This window comes from Enterococcus ureasiticus, assembly GCF_001730285.1.
Taxonomy (GTDB): Bacteria; Bacillota; Bacilli; order Lactobacillales; family Enterococcaceae; genus Enterococcus_L; species Enterococcus_L ureasiticus.
Genome location: NZ_MIJZ01000012.1, coordinates 417,534 through 439,951, shown reverse-complemented (window position 1 = coordinate 439,951; position 22,418 = coordinate 417,534). Strand labels below are relative to the sequence as shown.

Annotated in this window: 18 protein-coding genes; 17 read left to right on the top strand and 1 reads right to left on the bottom strand. The window is 37.0% G+C overall.

Features of this window, described 5'->3' with window-relative positions; all coding sequences use genetic code 11:
- Positions 1 to 74: 74 nt before the first annotated feature.
- Entirely contained in the window at positions 75 to 752 is a 678-nt protein-coding gene (gene rpiA / locus BCR21_RS08075) for a ribose-5-phosphate isomerase RpiA (protein WP_069645952.1), read from the bottom strand.
- A 530-nt stretch (positions 753 to 1,282) separates the two neighbouring features.
- Here rpiA and rpsL point away from each other — a divergent pair.
- The 17 genes from rpsL to rpsJ all read left to right on the top strand — a co-directional run bounded on the left by rpsL (position 1,283) and on the right by rpsJ (position 22,413).
- On the top strand, positions 1,283 to 1,702 hold the full coding sequence (gene rpsL, locus BCR21_RS08070) for a 30S ribosomal protein S12 (RefSeq protein ID WP_010761696.1): 420 nt from the start codon (positions 1,283 to 1,285) through the stop codon (positions 1,700 to 1,702).
- Between the two features lie 56 nt (positions 1,703 to 1,758).
- On the top strand, positions 1,759 to 2,229 hold the full coding sequence (gene rpsG / locus BCR21_RS08065) for a 30S ribosomal protein S7 (RefSeq protein ID WP_010761695.1): 471 nt from the start codon (positions 1,759 to 1,761) through the stop codon (positions 2,227 to 2,229).
- 82 nt (positions 2,230 to 2,311) lie between these two features.
- Positions 2,312 to 4,399 (top strand): elongation factor G, encoded by a 2,088-nt coding sequence (fusA, locus tag BCR21_RS08060; protein ID WP_069645951.1) that lies wholly within the window; start codon positions 2,312 to 2,314, stop codon positions 4,397 to 4,399.
- 138 nt (positions 4,400 to 4,537) lie between these two features.
- On the top strand, positions 4,538 to 5,725 hold the full coding sequence (tuf, locus tag BCR21_RS08055; protein WP_069645950.1) for an elongation factor Tu: 1,188 nt from the start codon (positions 4,538 to 4,540) through the stop codon (positions 5,723 to 5,725).
- Positions 5,726 to 6,374: 649 nt separating this feature from the next.
- Positions 6,375 to 7,484 carry a tyrosine-type recombinase/integrase gene (locus tag BCR21_RS08050; RefSeq protein WP_069645949.1) on the top strand — a complete coding sequence of 370 codons (1,110 nt, stop codon included), beginning with the start codon at positions 6,375 to 6,377 and terminating at the stop codon, positions 7,482 to 7,484.
- Positions 7,485 to 7,703: 219 nt separating this feature from the next.
- Positions 7,704 to 8,366, top strand: coding sequence for a winged helix-turn-helix domain-containing protein (locus tag BCR21_RS08045; protein ID WP_069645948.1), 663 nt, complete (start codon positions 7,704 to 7,706; stop codon positions 8,364 to 8,366).
- Between the two features lie 145 nt (positions 8,367 to 8,511).
- The gene (locus BCR21_RS08040) at positions 8,512 to 13,083 is read left to right on the top strand and encodes a hypothetical protein (protein WP_069645947.1); all 4,572 of its coding nucleotides are present in this window, start codon (positions 8,512 to 8,514) and stop codon (positions 13,081 to 13,083) included.
- Positions 13,084 to 13,094: 11 nt separating this feature from the next.
- Positions 13,095 to 13,454, top strand: coding sequence for an LPXTG cell wall anchor domain-containing protein (locus tag BCR21_RS08035; protein ID WP_069645946.1), 360 nt, complete (start codon positions 13,095 to 13,097; stop codon positions 13,452 to 13,454).
- A gap of 25 nt (positions 13,455 to 13,479) precedes the next feature.
- On the top strand, positions 13,480 to 14,289 hold the full coding sequence (locus BCR21_RS08030; RefSeq protein WP_069645945.1) for a WxL domain-containing protein: 810 nt from the start codon (positions 13,480 to 13,482) through the stop codon (positions 14,287 to 14,289).
- A gap of 39 nt (positions 14,290 to 14,328) precedes the next feature.
- Positions 14,329 to 15,210, top strand: coding sequence for a WxL domain-containing protein (locus BCR21_RS08025; RefSeq protein WP_069645944.1), 882 nt, complete (start codon positions 14,329 to 14,331; stop codon positions 15,208 to 15,210).
- A 127-nt stretch (positions 15,211 to 15,337) separates the two neighbouring features.
- Positions 15,338 to 16,120, top strand: a complete 783-nt coding sequence (locus BCR21_RS08020) for a WxL domain-containing protein (protein ID WP_069645943.1) — start codon at positions 15,338 to 15,340, stop codon at positions 16,118 to 16,120.
- Positions 16,121 to 16,191: 71 nt separating this feature from the next.
- Positions 16,192 to 16,935 (top strand): WxL domain-containing protein, encoded by a 744-nt coding sequence (locus BCR21_RS08015; protein ID WP_069645942.1) that lies wholly within the window; start codon positions 16,192 to 16,194, stop codon positions 16,933 to 16,935.
- 294 nt (positions 16,936 to 17,229) lie between these two features.
- A complete protein-coding gene (locus BCR21_RS08010) occupies positions 17,230 to 17,634 on the top strand; it encodes a hypothetical protein (RefSeq protein ID WP_069645941.1) in 405 nt (134 codons plus the stop codon).
- A gap of 487 nt (positions 17,635 to 18,121) precedes the next feature.
- Positions 18,122 to 19,255: a WxLIP family cell surface protein gene (locus BCR21_RS08005; RefSeq protein WP_069645940.1), complete on the top strand. Its 1,134-nt coding sequence runs from the start codon at positions 18,122 to 18,124 to the stop codon at positions 19,253 to 19,255.
- A 269-nt stretch (positions 19,256 to 19,524) separates the two neighbouring features.
- Positions 19,525 to 20,277 (top strand): LytR/AlgR family response regulator transcription factor, encoded by a 753-nt coding sequence (locus BCR21_RS08000; protein WP_069645939.1) that lies wholly within the window; start codon positions 19,525 to 19,527, stop codon positions 20,275 to 20,277.
- A gap of 34 nt (positions 20,278 to 20,311) precedes the next feature.
- Positions 20,312 to 21,616 (top strand): sensor histidine kinase, encoded by a 1,305-nt coding sequence (locus tag BCR21_RS07995; RefSeq protein ID WP_069645938.1) that lies wholly within the window; start codon positions 20,312 to 20,314, stop codon positions 21,614 to 21,616.
- Between the two features lie 488 nt (positions 21,617 to 22,104).
- Positions 22,105 to 22,413 carry a 30S ribosomal protein S10 gene (gene rpsJ, locus BCR21_RS07990; protein ID WP_002389727.1) on the top strand — a complete coding sequence of 103 codons (309 nt, stop codon included), beginning with the start codon at positions 22,105 to 22,107 and terminating at the stop codon, positions 22,411 to 22,413.
- Positions 22,414 to 22,418 lie beyond the last annotated feature (5 nt).

Genomic DNA, 22,418 nt, shown 5'->3' with positions numbered 1-22,418 from the left:
GGATGAAATGATAGCTGTTTTTTTATCTTTTTTTAATCTTATTCTTTCTTTTCAAATCGTCTTCAAATAATTCTCTATTTTGGTACGTGAATGGTTTTAGGGCCTGTTTCTCCGCCGACGATCACAGTTGAAACGATGTTAAGGAATAATCCATGTTCAACGACACCAACTAACTGGTCTAAATAACTACCTAAAGCGATGGGGTCAGTGATTTCTTCTAAATGAAGATCGATGATATAATGACCGCCATCAGTGACCAATGTTTTTTCAGTAGACGTTGTACGTAAAACAGGTGCATAACCCTTTTCTTCGAATAAACGAACCAGTTGTTGGCTACCGTAAGGAACAACTTCGACAGGCAATGGGAATTTACCAAGTTTTTTTACAAGTTTCGAGTCATCAACGATCCAAATACATTTTTTTGAGTACGACGCGACGATTTTTTCGAATAATAAAGCAGCACCGCCGCCTTTGATACCTTGGAAATCTTCGCTGATCTCATCTGCTCCATCAATCGTCAAGTCGACATAAGGAACATCGTCGATCCCTTTTAAAGGAATACCTAATGCTAATGCTTGGCGCTCAGTTTCTTTTGATGTAGTGACACCAACGATCGATAAACCTTCTTCTTTCACACGGCGGCCGATCTCATCCACCATAAATTTCGCTGTAGATCCTGTTCCTAAACCTACGATCATCCCATCTTCTACATATTTTGCTGCTTCGATTCCTGCCATTTGTTTAAGATTCAATATAAACATCCTCTCTATTCAACTCTCACACAAATATAATACATGCAAGCAATCAAAAAAGATAGCCGATTGAATGGGTTTAGTCAGTTTTTTAATCCTAAATTTATTTAATGAAATGGACATTATAGGTTGTGATATCGCAGGGGGTGTTCTGTCAGAGATTGTTTTTGTCATTGTTCTACATAAATAATAGTAGATTTTCATCACTGAGGCGGTAGAATATGTCCGAAAAATATTGTTTAACTGGAGTAACTTGTGTTGTTTTACGAGGAACATATTTTGGTGAAAAACGAAGCAAATAAATAGCGCAATGAGCAATCGTTTTTTTGAATAAAGAGATTGACAAACGAATTATGGCATGATATGCTATCAAAGGTGCTTTATCTACAGGTCTCTCGTTGGAGACGTGCTGACTGTCTATCGAAGCATATTTGATAATGAGTGCAGAGATTGCATTATTTTTTATCGCTAAAAAAGAACCACCTGGATGTGTGGAACTAGATGCGAAATGAGGAAGGAGGAAACAAGGAATGCCTACAATTAATCAATTAGTACGTAAACCTCGTAAATCAAAGGTGGAGAAATCTAATTCACCAGCGTTGAACAAAGGATATAATAGTTTTAAGAAATCTCAAACGAACGTAAACTCACCACAAAAGCGTGGGGTTTGTACTCGTGTGGGAACAATGACACCTAAAAAACCTAACTCGGCTTTACGTAAATATGCCCGTGTTCGTTTGTCTAACTTAATCGAAGTAACAGCTTATATCCCAGGTATTGGTCATAACTTACAAGAACATAGCGTGGTACTATTACGCGGTGGACGTGTAAAAGATTTACCAGGGGTACGTTATCATATCGTACGTGGTGCGCTTGATACAGCCGGTGTTACAGATCGTAAACAAAGCCGCTCTAAATATGGTACTAAAATGCCTAAAGCTGCTAAATAATTTGACAATCACTAAGGTCTTATATAATAAAGAATTTTCGGAAGGAGGAGTTACGGATGCCACGTAAAGGTCCTGTTACAAAACGCGATGTTTTACCAGATCCAATTTATAACTCAAAATTAGTAACTCGCTTGATCAACCGTGTAATGGTTGATGGGAAACGCGGGATTGCTGCTAATATCATCTATAATTCATTTGATATCATCAAAGAATCTACAGGTAACGATCCATTGGAAGTTTTCGAGCAAGCAATGAAAAACGTTATGCCTGTACTAGAAGTAAAAGCTCGCCGTGTTGGGGGTTCTAACTATCAAGTACCAGTTGAAGTTCGTCCAGAACGTCGTACAACTTTAGGTTTACGTTGGGTTGTTAACTATGCTCGCCTACGCGGTGAACATACAATGGAACAACGTCTAGCGAAAGAAATCATGGATGCTGCCAATAACACTGGTGCTTCTGTTAAAAAACGTGAAGACACACACAAAATGGCGGATGCTAACCGTGCGTTTGCACATTATCGTTGGTAAGATCCTCTCTGTATGTAATTTAACTTTACAGCAGACAGTCACTTTACAATCGATTTAAATAAAGAGAGGAGAACAACCTAGAATGGCAAGAGAATTTTCGTTAGAAAACACTCGTAATATCGGTATTATGGCTCACGTTGATGCGGGTAAAACAACAACAACAGAGCGTATTTTGTACTATACTGGTAAAATCCATAAAATTGGTGAAACGCACGAAGGTGCATCACAAATGGACTGGATGGAACAAGAACAAGAACGTGGTATTACCATCACATCTGCTGCGACAACTGCAGAGTGGAAAGGTTACCGTGTAAATATCATCGATACACCAGGACACGTGGATTTCACTATTGAAGTTCAACGTTCACTACGTGTATTAGATGGTGCTGTAACCGTTCTTGATTCACAATCAGGTGTAGAACCTCAAACTGAAACAGTTTGGCGTCAAGCAACTGATTATAAAGTTCCACGTGTTGTTTTCTGTAATAAAATGGATAAAATCGGTGCGGATTTCTTATACTCTGTAAACTCATTACATGATCGTTTACAAGCAAATGCACATCCAATCCAATTACCAATTGGTGCAGAAGATAGCTTTACAGGGATCATCGATTTAATTACGATGAAAGCTGAAATCTATACAAATGACTTAGGTACAGACATTCAAGAAACTGAAATTCCAGAAGAATATATGGAACAAGCGATTGAATGGCGTGAAAAATTAGTGGAAGCTGTTGCTGAAACTGATGAAGACCTAATGATGAAATATCTTGACGGTGAAGAAATTACTATCGAAGAATTAAAAGCGGGTATCCGCCAAGCAACGATCAACGTTGAATTCTTCCCAGTAATGGCTGGTTCTGCCTTTAAAAATAAAGGTGTTCAATTAATGCTTGATGCAGTTCTTGATTACTTGCCATCACCACTTGATATCGAAGCGATCAAAGGGATCGACGTTAAAACAGACGAAGAAACAACTCGTCCTGCTGATGACGAAGCACCTTTTGCATCATTAGCATTTAAAGTTATGACTGACCCATTCGTAGGTCGTCTAACATTCTTCCGTGTTTATTCTGGTGTCCTTGAAAGTGGTTCATACGTATTGAACGCTTCTAAAGACAAAAAAGAACGTATCGGTCGTATTTTACAAATGCACGCGAACACACGTAAAGAAATTGACAAAGTGTTCTCAGGAGATATCGCTGCCGCTGTTGGATTGAAAGATACAACAACTGGTGATACTTTATGTGCGGTAGATTCTCCAGTAATTCTTGAATCAATTGAGTTCCCAGAACCAGTTATCCAAGTTGCTGTTGAACCTAAATCAAAAGCTGACCAAGATAAAATGGGTGTGGCTCTGCAAAAACTTGCAGAAGAAGATCCATCATTCCGCGTTGAAACAAACGTTGAAACTGGTGAAACAGTTATCTCTGGTATGGGCGAATTGCACTTAGACGTATTAGTAGACCGTATGAGACGTGAGTTCAAGGTTGAAGCAAACGTTGGTGCTCCACAAGTATCATACCGTGAAACTTTCCGTGCTCCTGTAACTCAGGCAGAAGGTAAGTTTGTACGTCAGTCTGGTGGTAAAGGTCAATACGGACATGTCTGGGTTGAATTTACACCAAACGAAGAAGGTAAAGGCTTCGAATTTGAAAATGCTATCGTCGGTGGTGTGGTTCCTCGTGAATACATCCCAGCGGTTGAAAAAGGCTTGGCAGAATCTATGAACAACGGTGTTCTTGCTGGATATCCATTAGTTGATATTAAAGCAAAACTTTACGATGGTTCATACCATGATGTCGATTCAAATGAAACAGCCTTCCGTGTAGCTGCTTCTATGGCACTACGTGCGGCTGCTAAAAAAGCAATGCCTGTAATTTTAGAACCAATGATGAAAGTAACGATCACTGTACCAGAAGATTACTTAGGTGATATCATGGGACACGTTACAAGTCGTCGTGGACGTGTTGAAGGTATGGAAGCACACGGTAACTCACAAATCGTTAACGCGATGGTGCCTCTAGCCGAAATGTTCGGTTACGCTACAACATTACGTTCAGCAACACAAGGTCGCGGTACGTTTATGATGGTCTTTGACCACTATGAAGATGTACCAAAATCTGTACAAGAAGAAATCATCAAGAAAAATGGCGGAAACAACGCTTAATAGTTAAGAAATAGCTACATGCTTATTTATGACTAGGATTTTCTAACGATTTCGGTTAAACTAATTAAAGATGATCAGGTAGTTGTCACTATCTATCAAATAAAATAAAATTCATATATTTTAGGAGGAACATTTAAAATGGCTAAAGAAAAATTTGACCGTTCTAAACCCCATGTAAACATTGGTACTATTGGACACGTTGACCATGGTAAAACTACATTAACTGCTGCAATTGCAACTGTGTTAGCTAAACACGGTGGTGGAGATGCTGCATCATATGCTGATATCGATAACGCTCCAGAAGAAAAAGAACGTGGTATCACAATCAATACTTCTCACATCGAATATGAAACTGATATTCGTCACTATGCCCACGTGGATTGCCCAGGACACGCGGATTACGTTAAAAACATGATCACTGGTGCTGCACAAATGGATGGAGCTATCTTAGTAGTATCTGCTGCTGATGGTCCTATGCCTCAAACTCGTGAGCACATCTTGTTATCACGTAACGTTGGTGTACCATACATCGTTGTTTTCTTAAACAAAATGGATATGGTAGATGACGAAGAATTATTAGAATTAGTAGAAATGGAAGTTCGTGATCTATTATCAGAATACGATTTCCCAGGTGACGACACTCCTGTTATCGCTGGTTCTGCTTTGAAAGCTTTAGAAGGCGACGCTTCATACGAAGAAAAAATCATGGAATTAATGACTGCAGTTGATGAGTACATCCCAACTCCAACTCGTGATACTGACAAACCATTCATGATGCCAGTCGAAGACGTATTCTCAATCACTGGACGTGGTACTGTTGCTACAGGCCGTGTTGAACGTGGAGAAGTTCGCGTTGGTGACGAAATCGAAATCGTTGGTATCAAAGAAGATACTGCTAAAACAACAGTTACTGGTGTTGAAATGTTCCGTAAATTGTTAGACTACGCTGAAGCTGGCGATAACATCGGTGCTTTATTACGTGGTGTAGCACGTGAAGATATCGAACGTGGACAAGTATTGGCAAAACCTGCTTCAATCACTCCACACACAAAATTTAAAGCTGAAGTTTATGTTTTATCAAAAGAAGAAGGCGGACGTCACACTCCATTCTTCACTAACTACCGTCCTCAGTTCTACTTCCGTACAACTGACGTAACTGGTGTAGTTGAATTACCAGAAGGTACTGAAATGGTAATGCCTGGTGATAACGTTGCAATGGACGTTGAATTAATCCACCCAATCGCTATCGAAGACGGAACTCGTTTCTCTATTCGTGAAGGCGGACGTACTGTTGGTTCAGGCGTTGTTTCTGAAATCACTAAATAATTTAAATTTAACGATTTAATATAAAGGAACAAAACCGACGTAAAACATCGGCGTACTCGGACGTAAGTCGAAGGGAATTTCCCTTCGGCTTTTTTATTTTGATTTCAAAACTCAAGATCAAGACAAAGAAACAGCTAACTGATGCCGTGATCAGTTAGCTGTTTTTTCGTCTATTTAAAGAATAAAAACCAATACTATAGTAGATATGTTCTTAATTAGTATTCAAAATAGATAATTAGCACCACTTGAGCATCAATAGTATAAAAAAGTGAGCTAATGTATTTAAAAGGCGTTTGAATGTTCATTTCTTTTTTTTGAATTATAGTAATATTGTTTTACAAGGTTGATTTAGGAAAAATACAAAAAAAATATAATTATTATAGTGTTTTTTCTAATAACAAACATATCTCAAATGCAATTAATTCGAGATATAAAATATAGTCTGTTACTTAATGAAATTAATTGTACCCTATTTATATTCAACCGTCTAGACTAGTTTCTATCAGGTTTTTATGCAAATTTAACAATTTTTGATAATAAAATAAAATAAAATTTGAATTTTTGAATTTTTATTGTTTTTTTTATATCGATTTTTGAATATTAGCCGTCAAGATAACCGTCAAATTTTATAAGAAATGGGGAGTTATTTGTGGTAAAAAAAGGCGAAAATATTTATAAAAGAAAAGATGGTCGCTGGGAAGGCCGCTTTACAAAAAATAGAACCACTAAGGGACGGATCATCTATGGCTACGTTTATGGTAAATGCTATTCCGAGGTCAAAGAAAAATTATCCGTGAAAAAAGCACAGTATATTTTCTCTAGTCAGCAAGAAAGTAACTATTCCGGTACAGTTGAAGAGTGGATCACTTATTGGTTAGAAAAATCAATAAAGGAATCGATTAAGATGTCCACTTATTCTAATTATAGAGGGAAGATTGAAAAGCACATCATCCCTCATTTAGGAAACATACCGTTGAAAAAATTAAAAAGAGAAGATATAGAAACGTTCATTCGCCACTTAGCATCTATTCAATTGTCAAATAGTACTATTCAAAATATTGTGAATCTGCTGAAAAGTGCAATAAAAGAAGCTATCAGGATGGAAAAAATCTATCATAACCCATGTAAAAACGTATTACTACCATCCGCTCAGAAAGCTTCTGTCCAAGCACTACCTATAAACAATCAAAGAAAGTTAGAACGAGCAGCTCTTCAAGAAGAAGAAAGTTCAGCGATCATTATTGCCTTATATACAGGGATGAGAATTGGAGAAATCAGCGGACTTCGTTGGACAGACATTGAGTGGAACAAAAATATCATTTATGTACGTCGAACGATTTCTAGAATTCCTTCAACCACACATGTCGGGAAAACAGAACTGGTGATTGATTTACCAAAAACGAAGACATCAATTCGAGCAATTCCACTTTCGAAAAATTTAAAAAAGTACCTTCAAATAAAACGTGAAAATGCAACAGGTAGTTACATCGTGAACTGTAAAGGAACTTTTACAGAACCCCGGATCATCAGCTATCGCTTTAAAAAAGTACTTAAGAACGCGGGTATTGCTCCAATTAGCTTCCATAGCTTACGACACAGCTTTGCAACAAGATGTATCGAAAAGGGAGTCGACATTGCAACATTAAGTAAAATTTTGGGACATGCATCAGTCAAAATGACGTTAGATACGTACGCAGATTCAATGTGGGAAACTAGGAAATCAGCTTTAAATGTCTTAGATAAAAATTTAATCATTTAAAAAAATAAATTAGATAAGCCGTCATCAAAGCCGTCAGCATTTATGAGATACGCGATGCTAAAAGGGTTTAAAAGGTTATATCTCGAATTAATTGCATTTGAGATATTTATTCGTGAGAAATTTAAAAGGAATAGCGTCAATAAACGTACATTTTATTTTAACATAAGGAACAAAGAATTGATAAACTAATCTTTAGACATAGAAAAGAGGAAAGAAATTATGTATAAAATCGGCTATCTACCATTATCAACAGCAACTGAAAAAGAGTATGCGACTGGCTTAGAACAAGTTTTTGAGGATGTCAAAACTCTTGAACAAAGTCGTATGAATTTCGAAGAAATAAGCCAATTAGATGCAATTGTGATTCAAGATGATGAAAATCATTTTGTAGAGGATGTTTGCGAACTCTTAGTTTACCTTAGAAATAATGCTAGAACATTGATCTGGATTGTTTCAGAACAGTTACCTAAGATAAACAGAAAAATCTACTCAAAATTAGGTATCGATGGATTTGCCTGTAAAGAAAGCGAACCAGATGAGCTAGCATCATTACTTTTAAATGGGTTAAAACGCATGAATGCTAAGCCAAAAAGTAAAAAACAAGAATCCGGTGTTGCGCTTGATTCTAATAACTTAAATATTGTAGTAAATGGTCAAGCAATCTGGCTAACTAAATCAGAGTTTTTACTCACAGAGCTTCTATATAAAAACATGAACAACGTGGTCACTTACGAAGAGATACGACAACATCTTTGGGCAGAAAGTGTGGGAAATCAGCAGTACAGGATTACCAACTTAGTCTTTCTTTTAAGACAAAAAATGAGAGTAAGCCCGATTGATGTGATGACCGTCCGTTCCAAAGGGTATATGTTAACGATATAAAGGCTGCGTTTTGGGCCTAACAATAAACATTGTTGAAGGAGGAGACATAATTGACCATTTTCAAAGCGCCTCACTTCGAGGAGGTGAAATACACAATGGATTGTCAAATTAGGACGAGGAAAGTAAAGAGAGGTGAGAAAAAATAATGAAGTTGATACAGTCTGAAAAAATGAAAAAGCGTTTAATAGTAGGGGCTGTGCTAACACTATTAGCAGTAGCAGGTGCTTGGCAATGGAAAACAACCAACCTTTCAGCTGCACCGAAAGAAGAAACAAAAACGGAAAAAGAAACAAAAACGAAAGAAAAGAAAGAGCAAGCCGTACAGAGCAATGATGAGCAGGCAACGGCTACTCGTACAGCACAACCAATGCCACTTGTTTCAAATGAAGAGGGACTCAAAGCAGAGCCTAAAACTTTTAGAATCAACCAAAATGCAGCTTTTCCGACAGCAGGTAGCTCAAAAACAGAATTGGAAAAACTTGTTTCTGGTCTTGAAATTCCACAACCAGCGTCTGGAATTAATTGGAAATATGTAACTGAGTCTGGTGAGGGAGTAGCAACGCCAAGTAGTGCCGAGGTTGGTTTTCAGATGATTTATGTAGAAATTACAGAAATGTATAGTCTAACAAGCATTGTAGTACCAATTCCAGTGTCTGTAACGAATGCTGATACAACAATGATGCTTGCAAACACCGTAGCATTGCAGACGGATACTTTTAACACTCAAATCATTTTGTATCAAAGTGAAACTATTGGTAAAAGTAATGACGAGCTGAAAGAGCTTATCATGACAAAAAGTAATGCGCGAGCATGGGATGTAGTTACGGGGGAAGCTGTATCAACAACTGTTTCTCAAACAAACACTCAAGCAGGTACAGCCGCTGCTTATACTGCGACATTCCGTGTTGAGGCAAATGGTATACAAGGAACGACGCTGAAGAATGTGATTGTCTATGGTGCCAACCTGAAATCGCCGTATTATTTTACCACGGAAGTGAATACTACACTTGATATGGGAACGAATGCTAGCAATCTATTTACCTCATACAGAACAACAACAAACACAGCTGCGTCAAGTTCAACTTATGAATGGGTGACCAGCGAAGGAGAACCAACAAATCCAGTCAATACCTTCAAACCAAGTGAACAAGGTTTCCAATGGGGTTATATTAAAATGACCGAAAAACTTAATCCTCAAATTAGTGGGATTATTCGAATACCGATTATGGTAACTTATATCAATGTATCAGTCGTGGTTAATGGTAAAGCTGGATTGAGCTACACTGGGAGTTCACTAAATGCTAGTGAGGTTAAGGGAAAAACAGTGGATCAGATTATGAGTTTATTGATGAGTAAATACGACCTGAAAGTGTGGGATCTTAAGACTGGAGAAAACTTAGATTTCCAAGCGACAACTCCCAACATCAATCAAGGGTTTCGAGGTAATGGAGACGTGAATCTTAAGATCACATACGGTACAGAGACTTTGAATTACACCATTAGGGCTCTAGTAGTTCCAGATGATGTGTTTGGAGTTAACGGCAGGGAAGGATGGGAGGATCTTCCAATAGGCGCACCTAATGGGCTGCTTGTCAATCCGATTAACAAGTCCAGAATAGGCTTCGCAGAACGTGGAATGCCCGCCTATGGTTCAATTCATGGATTTTTTATTCAAGATGAAAATCAAAAAGGCTATGTTTGGTCATCAGGTACTAATGGGGCTGGGAACGGACGGGTTTCTGATATCCCTGGTGTTGGATCAACTCCTTTGTACGGAACTACATGGAATAGAAATTTTGGATTAGGGTATAAAACTATTAGTGACATAGATGCGCGATTCTCTTTCCGTAAAGGGGATTCATTGAAGCAGGTATTGGTAGACTCGAAGAATAAGGTTCTATATGTCTATGATATAAATTTAGCTGTAAACCTAAATTTTTCAATTTCACTAAACATGTATAATTTAGACACAACGACCCGCAAATTTTCTATGTTAGAAAGTGTGGATACAGATTATCTTACCGATAACGTGCCTATTTATGCATTAGGAAATAATAGTGGTTTTTATATGGAACCACAAGCGAATAGACGATTAACGATTAAATTAAAAGATAATCAAGGGAATTGGTTATCTGATTATACAAAATATATTGCCGGAGATAATAAGAACATCGGAACTAATGGCAACTTTAACTATTTCGGTAATAATTTTTCGGGAACGGGAACGGAAGCTAGGAACTTAAAACAAGGTGCAACAATCATTAGTGGTGTCGATTCGGCTTATCAACTGGGTGCGCCATGGAAACCTATTCCAATGGATGGTGCATTAAAAACAGGCTATCAGGTCTTTGTTGGAGAAGAAATGCCGTATATGAAATTAAAAGCGACACCTGAGACATGGAACATTTATCAGGACGATAGCAGCACGAGTTTTGAAACAGACTATACATTAAGCCAAATTCCCGAACCTACATCTTATGGAACAGTTTATGTAACGTATCCAAACAATCAAAAAGAAACAATCGGTTTTGAATCTAATGCAAATAAAACAACAACGGGACATGTATCTATCCCTAGAAGTACTTTACCAGCTGTCATGAATGATGTTTCTGCTTCAATCAAAACGTATCAAACAGAGCTGGTTGCGATTAATGAAGCGCCTGGAACGATGAAGGGGCTACCTTCTGAAGACTATTCGGTGAATATCAACGTTTATAACTTAGGTGTAACACTAATCGCACAATCAATCAAGAAGGACACTCCTTGGACAAAATCTGCTGCTTCGTTAGTAAAAGATCCAGTAATTCTACCAGGGCATACCGCTACGTTTGAATTTGTAGATGGAACACCAGATACATCGACAGTAGGTGTGCAAATGATCAAAGTTCGTATGACAGATAGTGACGAACCTACCCAAACCAAAATCATTGAAGTTCCATTGAACGTAACAGCAGCTGCACCGCCAACTACAGGTTTGACGATAGCTGCCAATGATTTCACTGTGAGGAAAAGTACTTTAGAAGGCTTATCTACAGATGAGATCAAAGCATTGATCTTGAAAGAATCAAAAGCAATTGGTTGGGATAACGGGACTGGACTAACAGAGGGTGTTAGCGTATTAGTAAATGAAACGACCCTAACAGCTGAATCAGATTCTTCTGGTAGCTATACAGCAAAAATTCGTGCAGAAAAAGGCTCAGACAATGCATCGAAAACAATTAATATTAAAGTAAATGCTGGTTTAGATGCAGCGGCTGTATTGCAGACGGTTACCTTAGGAACAGGTGCTGACTATTGGACAGCTGCACGATTAAAAGCATCGGTCAAAGATGTAAAAATAAGTGATACAGCAGTAACTGATTATTCTGTAACCTTACTAGAAGCGCCAGTTACCAAACGTATTTCAACTACTGCAAATCCTACAGTACCAATGCTGGTGAAAGTAACAGATAATCAAAATCCATCAAATACATTAGAGATTACAACAACAGTTAGAGTCACTTGGGGGAATGCAATTGCCTTTGGTGGCAGCAATACAATCGTCACTTCACCAAATGCGCAATCAAGCTTTGTCTTGTCACTTCACGAAGATAGCGATGGAAAGCCAAGACTTGTCTCTGGCTATGGAAATTTACCAAGCGCTAATGAAGGAACACCATTGTCAAGTAGTACAGGAGCGGCGCCTTATTATCAAGTGACACGCTATGATCTATCTGGACAAGCAACAGGGGTTACAAATGCTAAGGAAGTCACAAGTGGACCAAACGCGGTTGGAGATGTGACCTTCCAAGGATTAGGAACCAATACACCAGCGCAACTAGTGGATACTTTTGGTACTAACGGTCAACTAACGGTCAACTATGGTGATGTTCTGCGTCTCTATACGAAAGACGGTCAACGTGCATTGTATACAAATAATGCAGGTCCAACACAATTATTAGGTGGAGTACCAGATGATGAAACAGTTTTTGTGGTCGTAACAAAAAATGGATTTGAACCATTGTATTTCAACCAACTAGATGCAAAAGATATTTCGATTTCTTCCGAGTTAACAAGTTCAGAAGCAGGATACAACGACAGCTATACAAGTATTAGCTCATATTTCTCTATACCGAATGGTGTATCAGGAACGAACTATACAAGAGTTGCAGCTGCTGGTTTTAAAACATATCCTAAGTTGAACTTAGCCGTTGGCGAAGAAGAGACGGGAAGTGTCTACGTAACAGAACCAACAAGTGCATTAAGCAATCAATACTTGAAATATGCTTACGATGTTACGTTTGTTGGAACAGGACCAGAATTACAAATTGTAGGACCTCTTGCGCCATTAAGCTTTGGAACACAAAAAATCAAGTCGTATACACAAGAAATTAAACGGACGAATTCAGGCTGGGGCTTTACTGTTCTAGACAGCCGCTTAGTTAAAAACGGCTGGGTAATCCAAGCGAAAATGGAAAATCCATTTGAAACAGGTAGCGGAGAAAACATCAAAGAACTTAAAGGTGCTGCACTACAGCTTAAACAAGCAGGCAAAACCTTGAGTTTAAATGACGATTTCCAAACAATCTACCAAAAAGATGCTCCAAGTGCGAGTAACTTTGTATCATGGAGTGCAGATGAAGGCTTCTCTTTACAAGTACCGTCAGGTGCGATTGATAAAGATGCCACGTATAGCAGTCGAGTAGATATGATCTTGACAAATGCACCGACAGAATAGGAGGGAACAAGATGAAGAAGAAAAGAATGAAGTACCTGATTGCCTTCCTTAGCACGTTCCTTCTCATTCTTTTAGTACCTCATGAGGTGTTAGGAGCTGAAAGTGCAGAAATGGATGGTCAAGTAGGGATCCACTTTGAGAATGACTATACACCAACGTCATCTAGTGAATCAGAAGAAATACCCGAAGGCAAAGACCCTGAAAAAGTACTGCCGTCAACTATAAAACCTGTTGGCGGTCAAACAGGGAAGCTACTGAATACCGGAGAATTGGTCACCGCTGGATTTAGTCTGACAGGACTGTTCTTGATCGGTGCAGTACTAGTACTGTTTTATTACAAACGTAGGAAAGAGCAACACCAAAATAAATAATAAAAGAAAATGGAGAGATAATAATATGAAATCAATTAAATTAATGAGTTTAGGTTTAGTAGTGTTAAGTGCAGTAGCTTTAGGAGCGCCATCAGTGCAAGCAGCTGATCCAGTAGCAGAAACAAATGCAGATGTAAAATTTGTAGAAGATAAAGACCCAATAACACCAGATAAACCAGATGTAGTTGATCCAACTAAGCCGACTGAACCTGGTAAAGGTATAGACCCTGATGGTAACGGTAGCGGTGGTAATGGAACGAAATCATTTAATATCAATTGGGTATCAAATTTCAAATTTGGTGAGATCAAAATTGGTAGTACAAATATGACTGCTTTCGCAGCACCAACAACATTAAAATGGACAGACGGATCAGAACCAACAACTGGATTGGCGAACTTCTTGCAAGTAACAGATAACCGTGGGACAAATGCGGGATGGAATGTTTCTGTGGAAGGATCTGCTTTTAAAGAGTTGGATGAGTCAAGTAACCCAACAACGACTGAGCTAAAAGGCGCAAGCATCACCTTGAATGACGCACAAATCGTGGGTGATACAGATGGCGCAGCCCTAGCACCAACTGCTGTATCTGTTGGTGAAGATATTTTAGCAACTGGTTCACATACTGTTTTGGATGCTGGAGCTGGTAAAGGTCAAGGAACATGGGCTGTGACTTGGGGAGCAGATACGGATAAAACGACATTAAAAATGAATGATGATAAAACAAATGCAACTGCTGGTGTTCAATTATCTGTACCAGTTACAGCACAACCAAAAGCAGATAAAAGCTATCGTTCAACACTAACTTGGAAATTAGTAACTGCACCAACTAACTAAGAAATCAAACTAAAAAAAACAGAATTAGGAGAGAATATTATGAAAAAAATGACTTTATTAAGCTTAGGAATCATCAGTTTTAGCGCATTAACATTAGGAGCATCAGCAGCATTTGCGGAAGAGGAAGTAACAAATCCAAATCCAGAAGCAAAATCAGACGCAACAGTATTATTTGAAGCAGACGAAACTGGAAAACCGCCAGTTGTACCACCGACAGATGGCAACGATAAAGATGGTGAAATTGATGAAACAGAAACGGACGGAAATACTGGTAACGGTACAGCGAGTTTTAATATTTTAGTTTCTAATTTCCGTTTCAATGATCGTGCAGACGACGATGGTGAGGGCGATATTGAAAACTTCACTAAATTTAAACCGATCAAATTAAGCGGAAATGGTATGAAATTATGGGCTAAAGGAACACAATTAGGTGTAAAATTTAAAGACGATGAAGATACAACGATTTATAAAAACGTCCCTAACTTTGTTCAAGTAGTTGATAACCGCGGTAAAATGAGTGGTTGGAATCTAAGTGTTACTGCAACACCATTTTCAGGTAAAAACGAAGCTGATATGACGATTACATTGCAAGGTGCTGTTTTAAGCTTAAATAATTTAAATCTTAAAGGACCTACTGGTGTTGCAGCGCCAAGTATTCTACATCAAGGAGTAGAGATTGGTACTGATTCTAAAACGCTACTAAGTGCAGATCAAAGTGTAGCTCAAGAAAATAAACAAGGAACTGGTTCTTGGTCATTGAAATTTGGTAATGAAGAAACTATTGCTCCAAATAACTATGCAACATTAGTACCAGATACTGGCGTACAATTAGATATCCCAGCAAGTGCGCAACCACAAGCGGGTGTTGAATACAAATCTGAATTAACATGGATCTTAGCAGACGGACCAGTATCTGAATAGATAGGTAATTTTCGTGACTGGGACGTAATTCTAAATGTTATATCCCAGTCGTAATGAATCTGCATAAACGACAGAGTTAAAAGCAACTCTATTAAAATAAAATTAGTCTTTTGGAGGAAACAAACAAATGAAAAAAACAGCAATTTTAGCATTATGCTTAATCAGTACAGGAATTTTAGGCGCAAAAAGCGTTCAAGCGGAAGAAGAATTTTCAGCAAAAGCAACGACAGATGCAACAGTTACTTTAGAAGCAGATAACGGTGGAAATGAAGGCGAAAAACCAACAGGCCCTGGTGGTGGAGATGGCGGAGACGGTGGTGGCGAAATCGATCCAACAGATCCAGGAGAAGGTGTCGTTGATCCAGAAATGACCACGTCTTTACGTTTAAGTCTATTAACAGCTTTTGATTTTGGTGAAATCAAAATGTCTGGTAATACGCAAGATTACACAGCAAAATTACCAAAACTAAATTTTGTAGAAGGTGGACTAAAAGAACGTCCAAACTTTGCTCAAGTAACAGATAACCGTGGAAACAATGCTGGTTGGACACTAACAGCAAAAATCTCAGACCAATTTAATAATAAGACCTCTGTTTTAACAGGTAGCACGATTACATTGGATAATGGTTGGGCACAAGCACAATCTGCTGATAATGCAGCTAAACCAACTGTTGCTAAACCAGTTATTTTAACATCAGATGACGATGTATTGATTGCAGGTGCCGAAGAAAACACCGGTATGGGAACATGGAATATCTTATATGGAACTCTTTTAGAATCAGATAAAGAGACATTAGGTGATGCAGCTACTAGTGTACACTTAACAATTCCAGGTTCTATTAAAAAGACTGCAGGTAAATATACTGCTAAAATCGAGTGGACATTGAATAATACACCACTAACAAATTAAAATCATAAATGAGGAGAACGCAACAAGCTTATACGCTTGTTTTTTCTCCATTTTATAAGGAAGTGTAATCATTGAAAAAAGTATTTCTATTTAGCGCATGCTTAGTTGCGGTGTCACTGATCCCTATGGCAGCATCTGCCGACGATAGCAGCAGTATTGAATCAAATGCCTATGTAAGTATTGAAAAAAATGATGGTTCAGAAATTGAAAAACCAGTCAATCCGATTGACCCGACAAAACCAGTCAAACCAGTACCAGAGATTGATGGAGAAGAAAATCCTCATCCACCAAGTACGAAGGGTCCATTGAGCATTAATTATGTTTCAAATCTAAGATTTGGGAGTCAAAAAGCGCAAGGAAATGACGCTATCTATAAAGTGAAACCGGATCAGTTAATGGATGATGAAGAAACAGTTATTGAGGTGCCAAACTACATCCAGATCACAGATAACCGTGGAACTAACGTTGGTTGGCGCTTAACGGTTAAACAAAATGGTGCGTTTAAAAATGGTAGTAACGATTTAGCTGGAACAGAACTTGTTTTCACAAATCCTGTGTTAAGTGCTAAATCAGGTAAAACAGAAACAGCACCGACAGCTAATCCGACATTTACCTTAACCGCGGATGGTCAAGAAGCGCTAGTGATGAACGCAGAAGCAGGTCACGGGATGGGCACTTGGGCAGATCGTTTTGGTGATACTAACGACCAAGCTACTAGTAGCATCCAGTTAAAAATTCCTGGAGATTCAAAAAAAGTTGCTGGATTGTATAAGACAAGTCTTACTTGGACATTAAGTGACAGTCCACAACAATAGACGCAGTAACTAAAACAAGCATTAAAGAAGCAACACCTAGTTCTCGGAGTTGAACACGTCTGTCCCAGCCTCAAGTTCATAGTGTAATTATTTATAATTTACTGCACAAGGGATACATACTTTTTTGATAGGACCTTGTGCAATCAAAGTAATCGATAGTTGAGAGTGAAAGTTACTTCTTTGGTAGTGAGCAGATTAGCTGAAGAAGTCGTTCGCTACCAGCGAAGCGGTTTTCGGCATAAGTCTTCTCTGAGTCGATAAAATGAAACAAAAAATAAAGGGGCAATTTAAACGATGAATAATAAAAAAATGACAAGTGTTTTCTTAGGTATACTAACATTAGTAGCTATGGTAGGAGTAATGTTTACAAGTACTTATAAAGCAGAGGCTGCGACACCGTTTTTAAATGACTTAAGCGTGAAAGAGAGCACTGACAGCTACGTTGTCCGTTATAATTTGACCAAAGTCAAAAAAGGGGCGTCTATTCACTTATCAATCATGAGCCAGCAGGGAAAAGAACTTGCTGACAAGGGGATCATCGCTACACCTGAAAAAGCAGGTGCATATGAATTCGAGATCAGTAAAAAAGATATCAATTTAAATGAAGGATTCTTCATCGAATACCGTACGAACAATGACAAAGTTTTAGATGGATTGGGAAAACATTTAGTTAGTGTTAACGGTATCAATTATTTCTAAACGATTTTATTAAGTTTTAGAAATAAGAGGTTGGGGCAGGCGTGTTTAACTCCGAGGACTAAAGGAATCCCCATATAGTTGTTAATAAATATAAAGAAATTCACGGAAGACTAGAATATAGCTTCCGTGAATTTCAAGTTGTTTTGTATCTTTTATTATTTATATAAAAATTATATTCCAAGCCATTATTCAATATATAAATAAAAAAAAGATATAAAAAGCACCAATGTAGAATATAAACGTTCTAATGTTCACTTTCATTTTTTTTATTGTAGTAATATTACTTTATAAGTTGATTACTAATAGAAATATCTATTAGATATTACATTTTTTTGATGAAGGAGTGAATAAACTATTTCCCCAAAAAACAATAACAAAAAGAATACAATACATAAACGAGTGATTCGTTAGTAGTAAGCGATAACCGTCTTACATGAAATTAATTGTACAACTAAAAAATAAGTTGATAAGAAAAGGAGAAAACAGTATGAAACGATTGATACCAGTTATTTTGACTATGATAGGATTTGTCGCGGTTGGTTTTACAGGAGGACAACATGCATCGGCTGAAGAAATGAGTTTTTCTGTAGAAGCAAAATTACCAGAAAATCAGCGAGATAAAAGCAAAACCTATTTTGATTTACGTGTAAAACCAGGTGAAACTCAAGAACTAGAAGTCGAATTAAAAAATAACACTGATAAAGATGTTACAGTTCAGACTAAAGCGAACACGGCCATCACAAATGACAATGGTGTCATCGATTATGGTGCCGTTGATCCTAAACTAGATAAAACATTGGCCTATCCATTTGGCAAACTTGCAAAAGTTGATCCTGAAGTTCAACTTGCGCCAAAGGAAACTAAATTACTTAAAGTACAAGTAGCACTTCCAAGTGAAACATTCAACGGAATTATTCTAGGAGGCTTACACTTCACTCAAAAAGAAGAAAAAGCTGGAGAAAACAAAGAATCGGGCGTACAAATTGAAAATAAATTTGCCTATGTTATCGGTGTCCGTTTATCAGAAAATGACGATGAAGTAAAACCAGAGTTGCAGTTGACAGGTGCCAAAGCAGGACAACGAAATTATCGTAATAATGTATTGGGAACTTTACAAAACCCAACACCCCGTATTCTAGGTAACATGACGGTAACTGCAGATGTTTTTGCAATCAACAATCAAGAAGCACCTGTATTCCATAACAAACAAGAAAATTTAAATATGGCACCTAATTCAAGTTTTAATTACGGAATTCCAACGGCAAACAAACCATTTAAAGCTGGAAAATATATATTAAAAATGGCAGTAGAAGCAGCCGGAGAAAAATGGGAGTTTGAAAAAGAATTTGAAATCAAAGAAGATGAAGCGAAAAAACTGAATGATGACGCTGTAGAACTCGCAGAAGAAGATAGCGATTATACACTTTATTTCATTATCGGTGGAGCAGTATTTGGCGTTGTGATCATTGGATTGATCATTTGGATGATACGCCAAAGAAAGAAACATCAAGAAGAATTAAGAAGAAAAGAAGCGCGTAAAAAAGCGAAACGTGCGCGTAAAAATAGAGAACAATCAGGTAATAAGAAGAAAAAACCATCTGAGAAAAGACAACCAAAATAAAAAATAACTAATAAAACCAGATAGCATCAAACTGTGACAAAATCGGGAAACGAAGGTGCAATGCACCGAATAACCTGTTCACTTTTTTTGTGAAACTGTGTTTAAAATGGTAGGTAAAACTATTTAATGGTTTTACCTACCATTTTTTGTTATATTAATTCTTATAAGAAGCTTGAGTAGCTTCATTTAGAATGATTCAATTTTCGACTATTCTTTACTTTCTTATTTGATATAGAATCGGTACAATGAACTAGAGGAGTTGGTGCAGTATGTTTGATATTATACGTGTTTATCTAATAGAAGATGAATTTGTTTATAGAAAAAAACTACATGATTTTATTTCTTCACTCCAGCAAAAATCTTTTCAATACACAGTACACATTACTTCAATAGAAGAACTAGAGACTTTTTATTACAGTGAAATAGAAGCATTAACTATTGAGGATAACGATGTTTTTATTGTGGATATTGATTTAAAGTCTCATTTTTCAGGGATTGATATTGCTAAAAAAATTAGAGAAAAAAATAAAAACAGCTTCATTATCTTTTTAACTAATTTAGAAAATAAAGGGATTGAGATTATTAACCAAAACATTCACGCCACATCTTATCTAATAAAAGGAATTGGTTTGAACGATCGCACAGTTGGTAACTTGTTTGCTACTATTAAAAAGGAAATTGTAAATCGGACCCAAGATACCGAAGAATACATTTCTTTAAAAAAATTTGGAAAAACAATATTTGTAAAATATAAAGATATACTCTATATTCAAACGGCATCTGGCATGCGAAATATGTTAGTAGTCAAAACGATTCAGTCCGAACAAATGATAGAAGGCTCGATCAATAAGCTGAAAGAACAAATAGATCCTCAATATCTCTATACCGGTTTACGCTCTTATATTATTAACTTAACCCATGTTTCAGCATTAAGTCGTCCAGAGGGGCTGATCATGTTTGATGATGGTAGTGAATTAGAGGTCGGTTCAAGAATAATTAATAAATTGAAAAGTGTATTATAATCACAATTCTTGAATGGGCGGAAAGAGGCGTTTTATGGGAGTAACAATGGAAGTGATGTTAATATCCTTGAATTATATTCAAGTTCTTTGGTTATTAGGGTATAAAAAGTATTTTAGTTTTCGACAGGTTATTTTTCTAACAGGCTATACACTGGTTGAAGTTCTGATCTATTACGTTTTTCAGGATAGTAGAGCAATCAATTTACTGATCATTTTTGTAGGGCTTGAATTTCTGTTTATTATTCGCTTTTTACAAAGTTGGATATTGGCAGCGCTCTATTTTCTTCTGCAAAATACGATGATGCTTCTTGCGGGGCTGATTGCATGGGACTCACTGTTTATTTTATTGATCAGACGTGTCATCACGGTAGAACAATTCCGACAAATGGATGATATCGCTTGGATTTTTCAACAATTATTACTATTTATTTTTATCCTTATTACGAAAAAAATAAGTAGCAAATTTAATATATTTGAATCTGTCTCACAACTTCAAAAAAAATACATTACGCAATCTATTCTTTGTATTGTTGTGCTTTATTCACTAAATGTCATTCGAACTATTAGTCTTCTACAAATGCAAATTGTAAAATTTGCTTACTTAACAGGTATATTATTAACATTTACAGGTGTTTTTTGTTACGTGATTTATCTGGTCAGTCGATTTTATCAACAACAGCAAAGTATTCGAATTCTTTCTGAGAAATCATTTCAAGAGGAAGAAAAATTACATTTAGCTAATGAGTTTAGGCATGACTACCGAAATATGCTGGTAAGTTTACTGACGTATTTAGAGCAAGGTCAGGTTGTGGAAGCACGCGATTATGTGTCTTCAATCGTCGACTATTCAAATTCTTTTATTGAAACAGATGCTTACTCTCAAGTTGCTGCTATAAAAAGCCCGCCAATTCAAGGGTTGTTGATAAAATTTATAGAAAGTTGCCGTGACAAAAAAATACCAGTACATTTCGTAGTAAAACAAGAAATTTCAGAGCTAGACATTACAATCAATCTATTGGATTTTATTCGTTGTTTGTCAATTCTTTTGGATAATGCAGTAGAAGCATCGAAAGGGATTGAACATCCCTTGATTGAAGTGACAATGGATATTTATGAACAATCAACCGTTGTGGAAGTTAGAAATACATATGTAGGCAATTTATCTATTGAAAAACTACTTAAAAATAATTTCACAACGAAGGAAGGACACCAAGGGAAAGGGCTTCATATTTTTACTAAGTTATTAAAGCACTATCGAAAAGCGTCATATGCTTTTGATATAGAGGATGACTTTTTCGTCGCGAGTTTTTCTTTGCCGAAAATCATGAAAAATATGTAAATAGAACTAAAAAACGTAATTCTTCTATAGTAGTAATTCAAATCAAATTTTTCTGAATTCGCTAAAGTGAATCAAATACTATAAAAAAGACTGTGTTTATTACTTTTTATGTAATAAGCACAGTCTTTTTATGAACGAGTACTCCTTCAGCAAAAAAACAAGTATATAAATATCCTGTTACTTCTATTATAAAGAGGAAACTTAAACCTAAATTGTAACCAATTAAAAAAGTTACTAATGAAAAAAATACCTATAAGAAAAAAACGGATCTTTTCTAAAAAAATCCTTGCTATTACTATGTTTCTATAATATAATTACAAAGGTGCTATTTATAGAAGTGTGAAAAGCACTGGTAAATCAAGCTTTTGATCTACCGGCTAAGAAACGAGAGGTTGCGACACGCCCGGGCGCTTTGCCACGAACGAGCGTGACGGAAAAATTTTCGTGGAGCTATGTCTACTTTCAAAATAGGCGAAGGAGGGAACAAGATGGCAAAACAAAAAATTCGTATCCGTTTAAAAGCGTATGAACACCGTATTTTAGATCAATCAGCGGATAAAATTGTAGAGACAGCAAAAAGAACTGGAGCTGACGTATCAGGACCAATTCCATTACCAACAGAACGCTCACTTTACACAGTTATTCGTGCGACTCATAAATACAAAGATTCACGCGAACAATTCGAAATGCGTACGCACAAACGTCTAATCGACATTGTGAACCCAACACCAAAAACAGTTGATGCTTTAATGAAGCTTGACTTACCATCTGGTGTGAATATTGAAATCAAACTATAAAATCA

What these genes read in the sequence shown, in the direction of transcription:
- rpsL (WP_010761696.1), top strand. Translation starts at nt 1,283, where the DNA reads ATGCCTACAATTAATCAATTAGTACGTAAACCTCGTAAATCAAAGGTG.
- rpsG (WP_010761695.1), top strand. Translation starts at nt 1,759, where the DNA reads ATGCCACGTAAAGGTCCTGTTACAAAACGCGATGTTTTACCAGATCCA.
- fusA (WP_069645951.1), top strand. Translation starts at nt 2,312, where the DNA reads ATGGCAAGAGAATTTTCGTTAGAAAACACTCGTAATATCGGTATTATG.
- tuf (WP_069645950.1), top strand. Translation starts at nt 4,538, where the DNA reads ATGGCTAAAGAAAAATTTGACCGTTCTAAACCCCATGTAAACATTGGT.
- BCR21_RS08045 (WP_069645948.1), top strand. Translation starts at nt 7,704, where the DNA reads ATGTATAAAATCGGCTATCTACCATTATCAACAGCAACTGAAAAAGAG.
- BCR21_RS08040 (WP_069645947.1), top strand. Translation starts at nt 8,512, where the DNA reads ATGAAGTTGATACAGTCTGAAAAAATGAAAAAGCGTTTAATAGTAGGG.
- BCR21_RS08035 (WP_069645946.1), top strand. Translation starts at nt 13,095, where the DNA reads ATGAAGAAGAAAAGAATGAAGTACCTGATTGCCTTCCTTAGCACGTTC.
- BCR21_RS08030 (WP_069645945.1), top strand. Translation starts at nt 13,480, where the DNA reads ATGAAATCAATTAAATTAATGAGTTTAGGTTTAGTAGTGTTAAGTGCA.
- BCR21_RS08025 (WP_069645944.1), top strand. Translation starts at nt 14,329, where the DNA reads ATGAAAAAAATGACTTTATTAAGCTTAGGAATCATCAGTTTTAGCGCA.
- BCR21_RS08020 (WP_069645943.1), top strand. Translation starts at nt 15,338, where the DNA reads ATGAAAAAAACAGCAATTTTAGCATTATGCTTAATCAGTACAGGAATT.
- BCR21_RS08010 (WP_069645941.1), top strand. Translation starts at nt 17,230, where the DNA reads ATGAATAATAAAAAAATGACAAGTGTTTTCTTAGGTATACTAACATTA.
- BCR21_RS08005 (WP_069645940.1), top strand. Translation starts at nt 18,122, where the DNA reads ATGAAACGATTGATACCAGTTATTTTGACTATGATAGGATTTGTCGCG.
- BCR21_RS08000 (WP_069645939.1), top strand. Translation starts at nt 19,525, where the DNA reads ATGTTTGATATTATACGTGTTTATCTAATAGAAGATGAATTTGTTTAT.
- BCR21_RS07995 (WP_069645938.1), top strand. Translation starts at nt 20,312, where the DNA reads ATGGGAGTAACAATGGAAGTGATGTTAATATCCTTGAATTATATTCAA.
- rpsJ (WP_002389727.1), top strand. Translation starts at nt 22,105, where the DNA reads ATGGCAAAACAAAAAATTCGTATCCGTTTAAAAGCGTATGAACACCGT.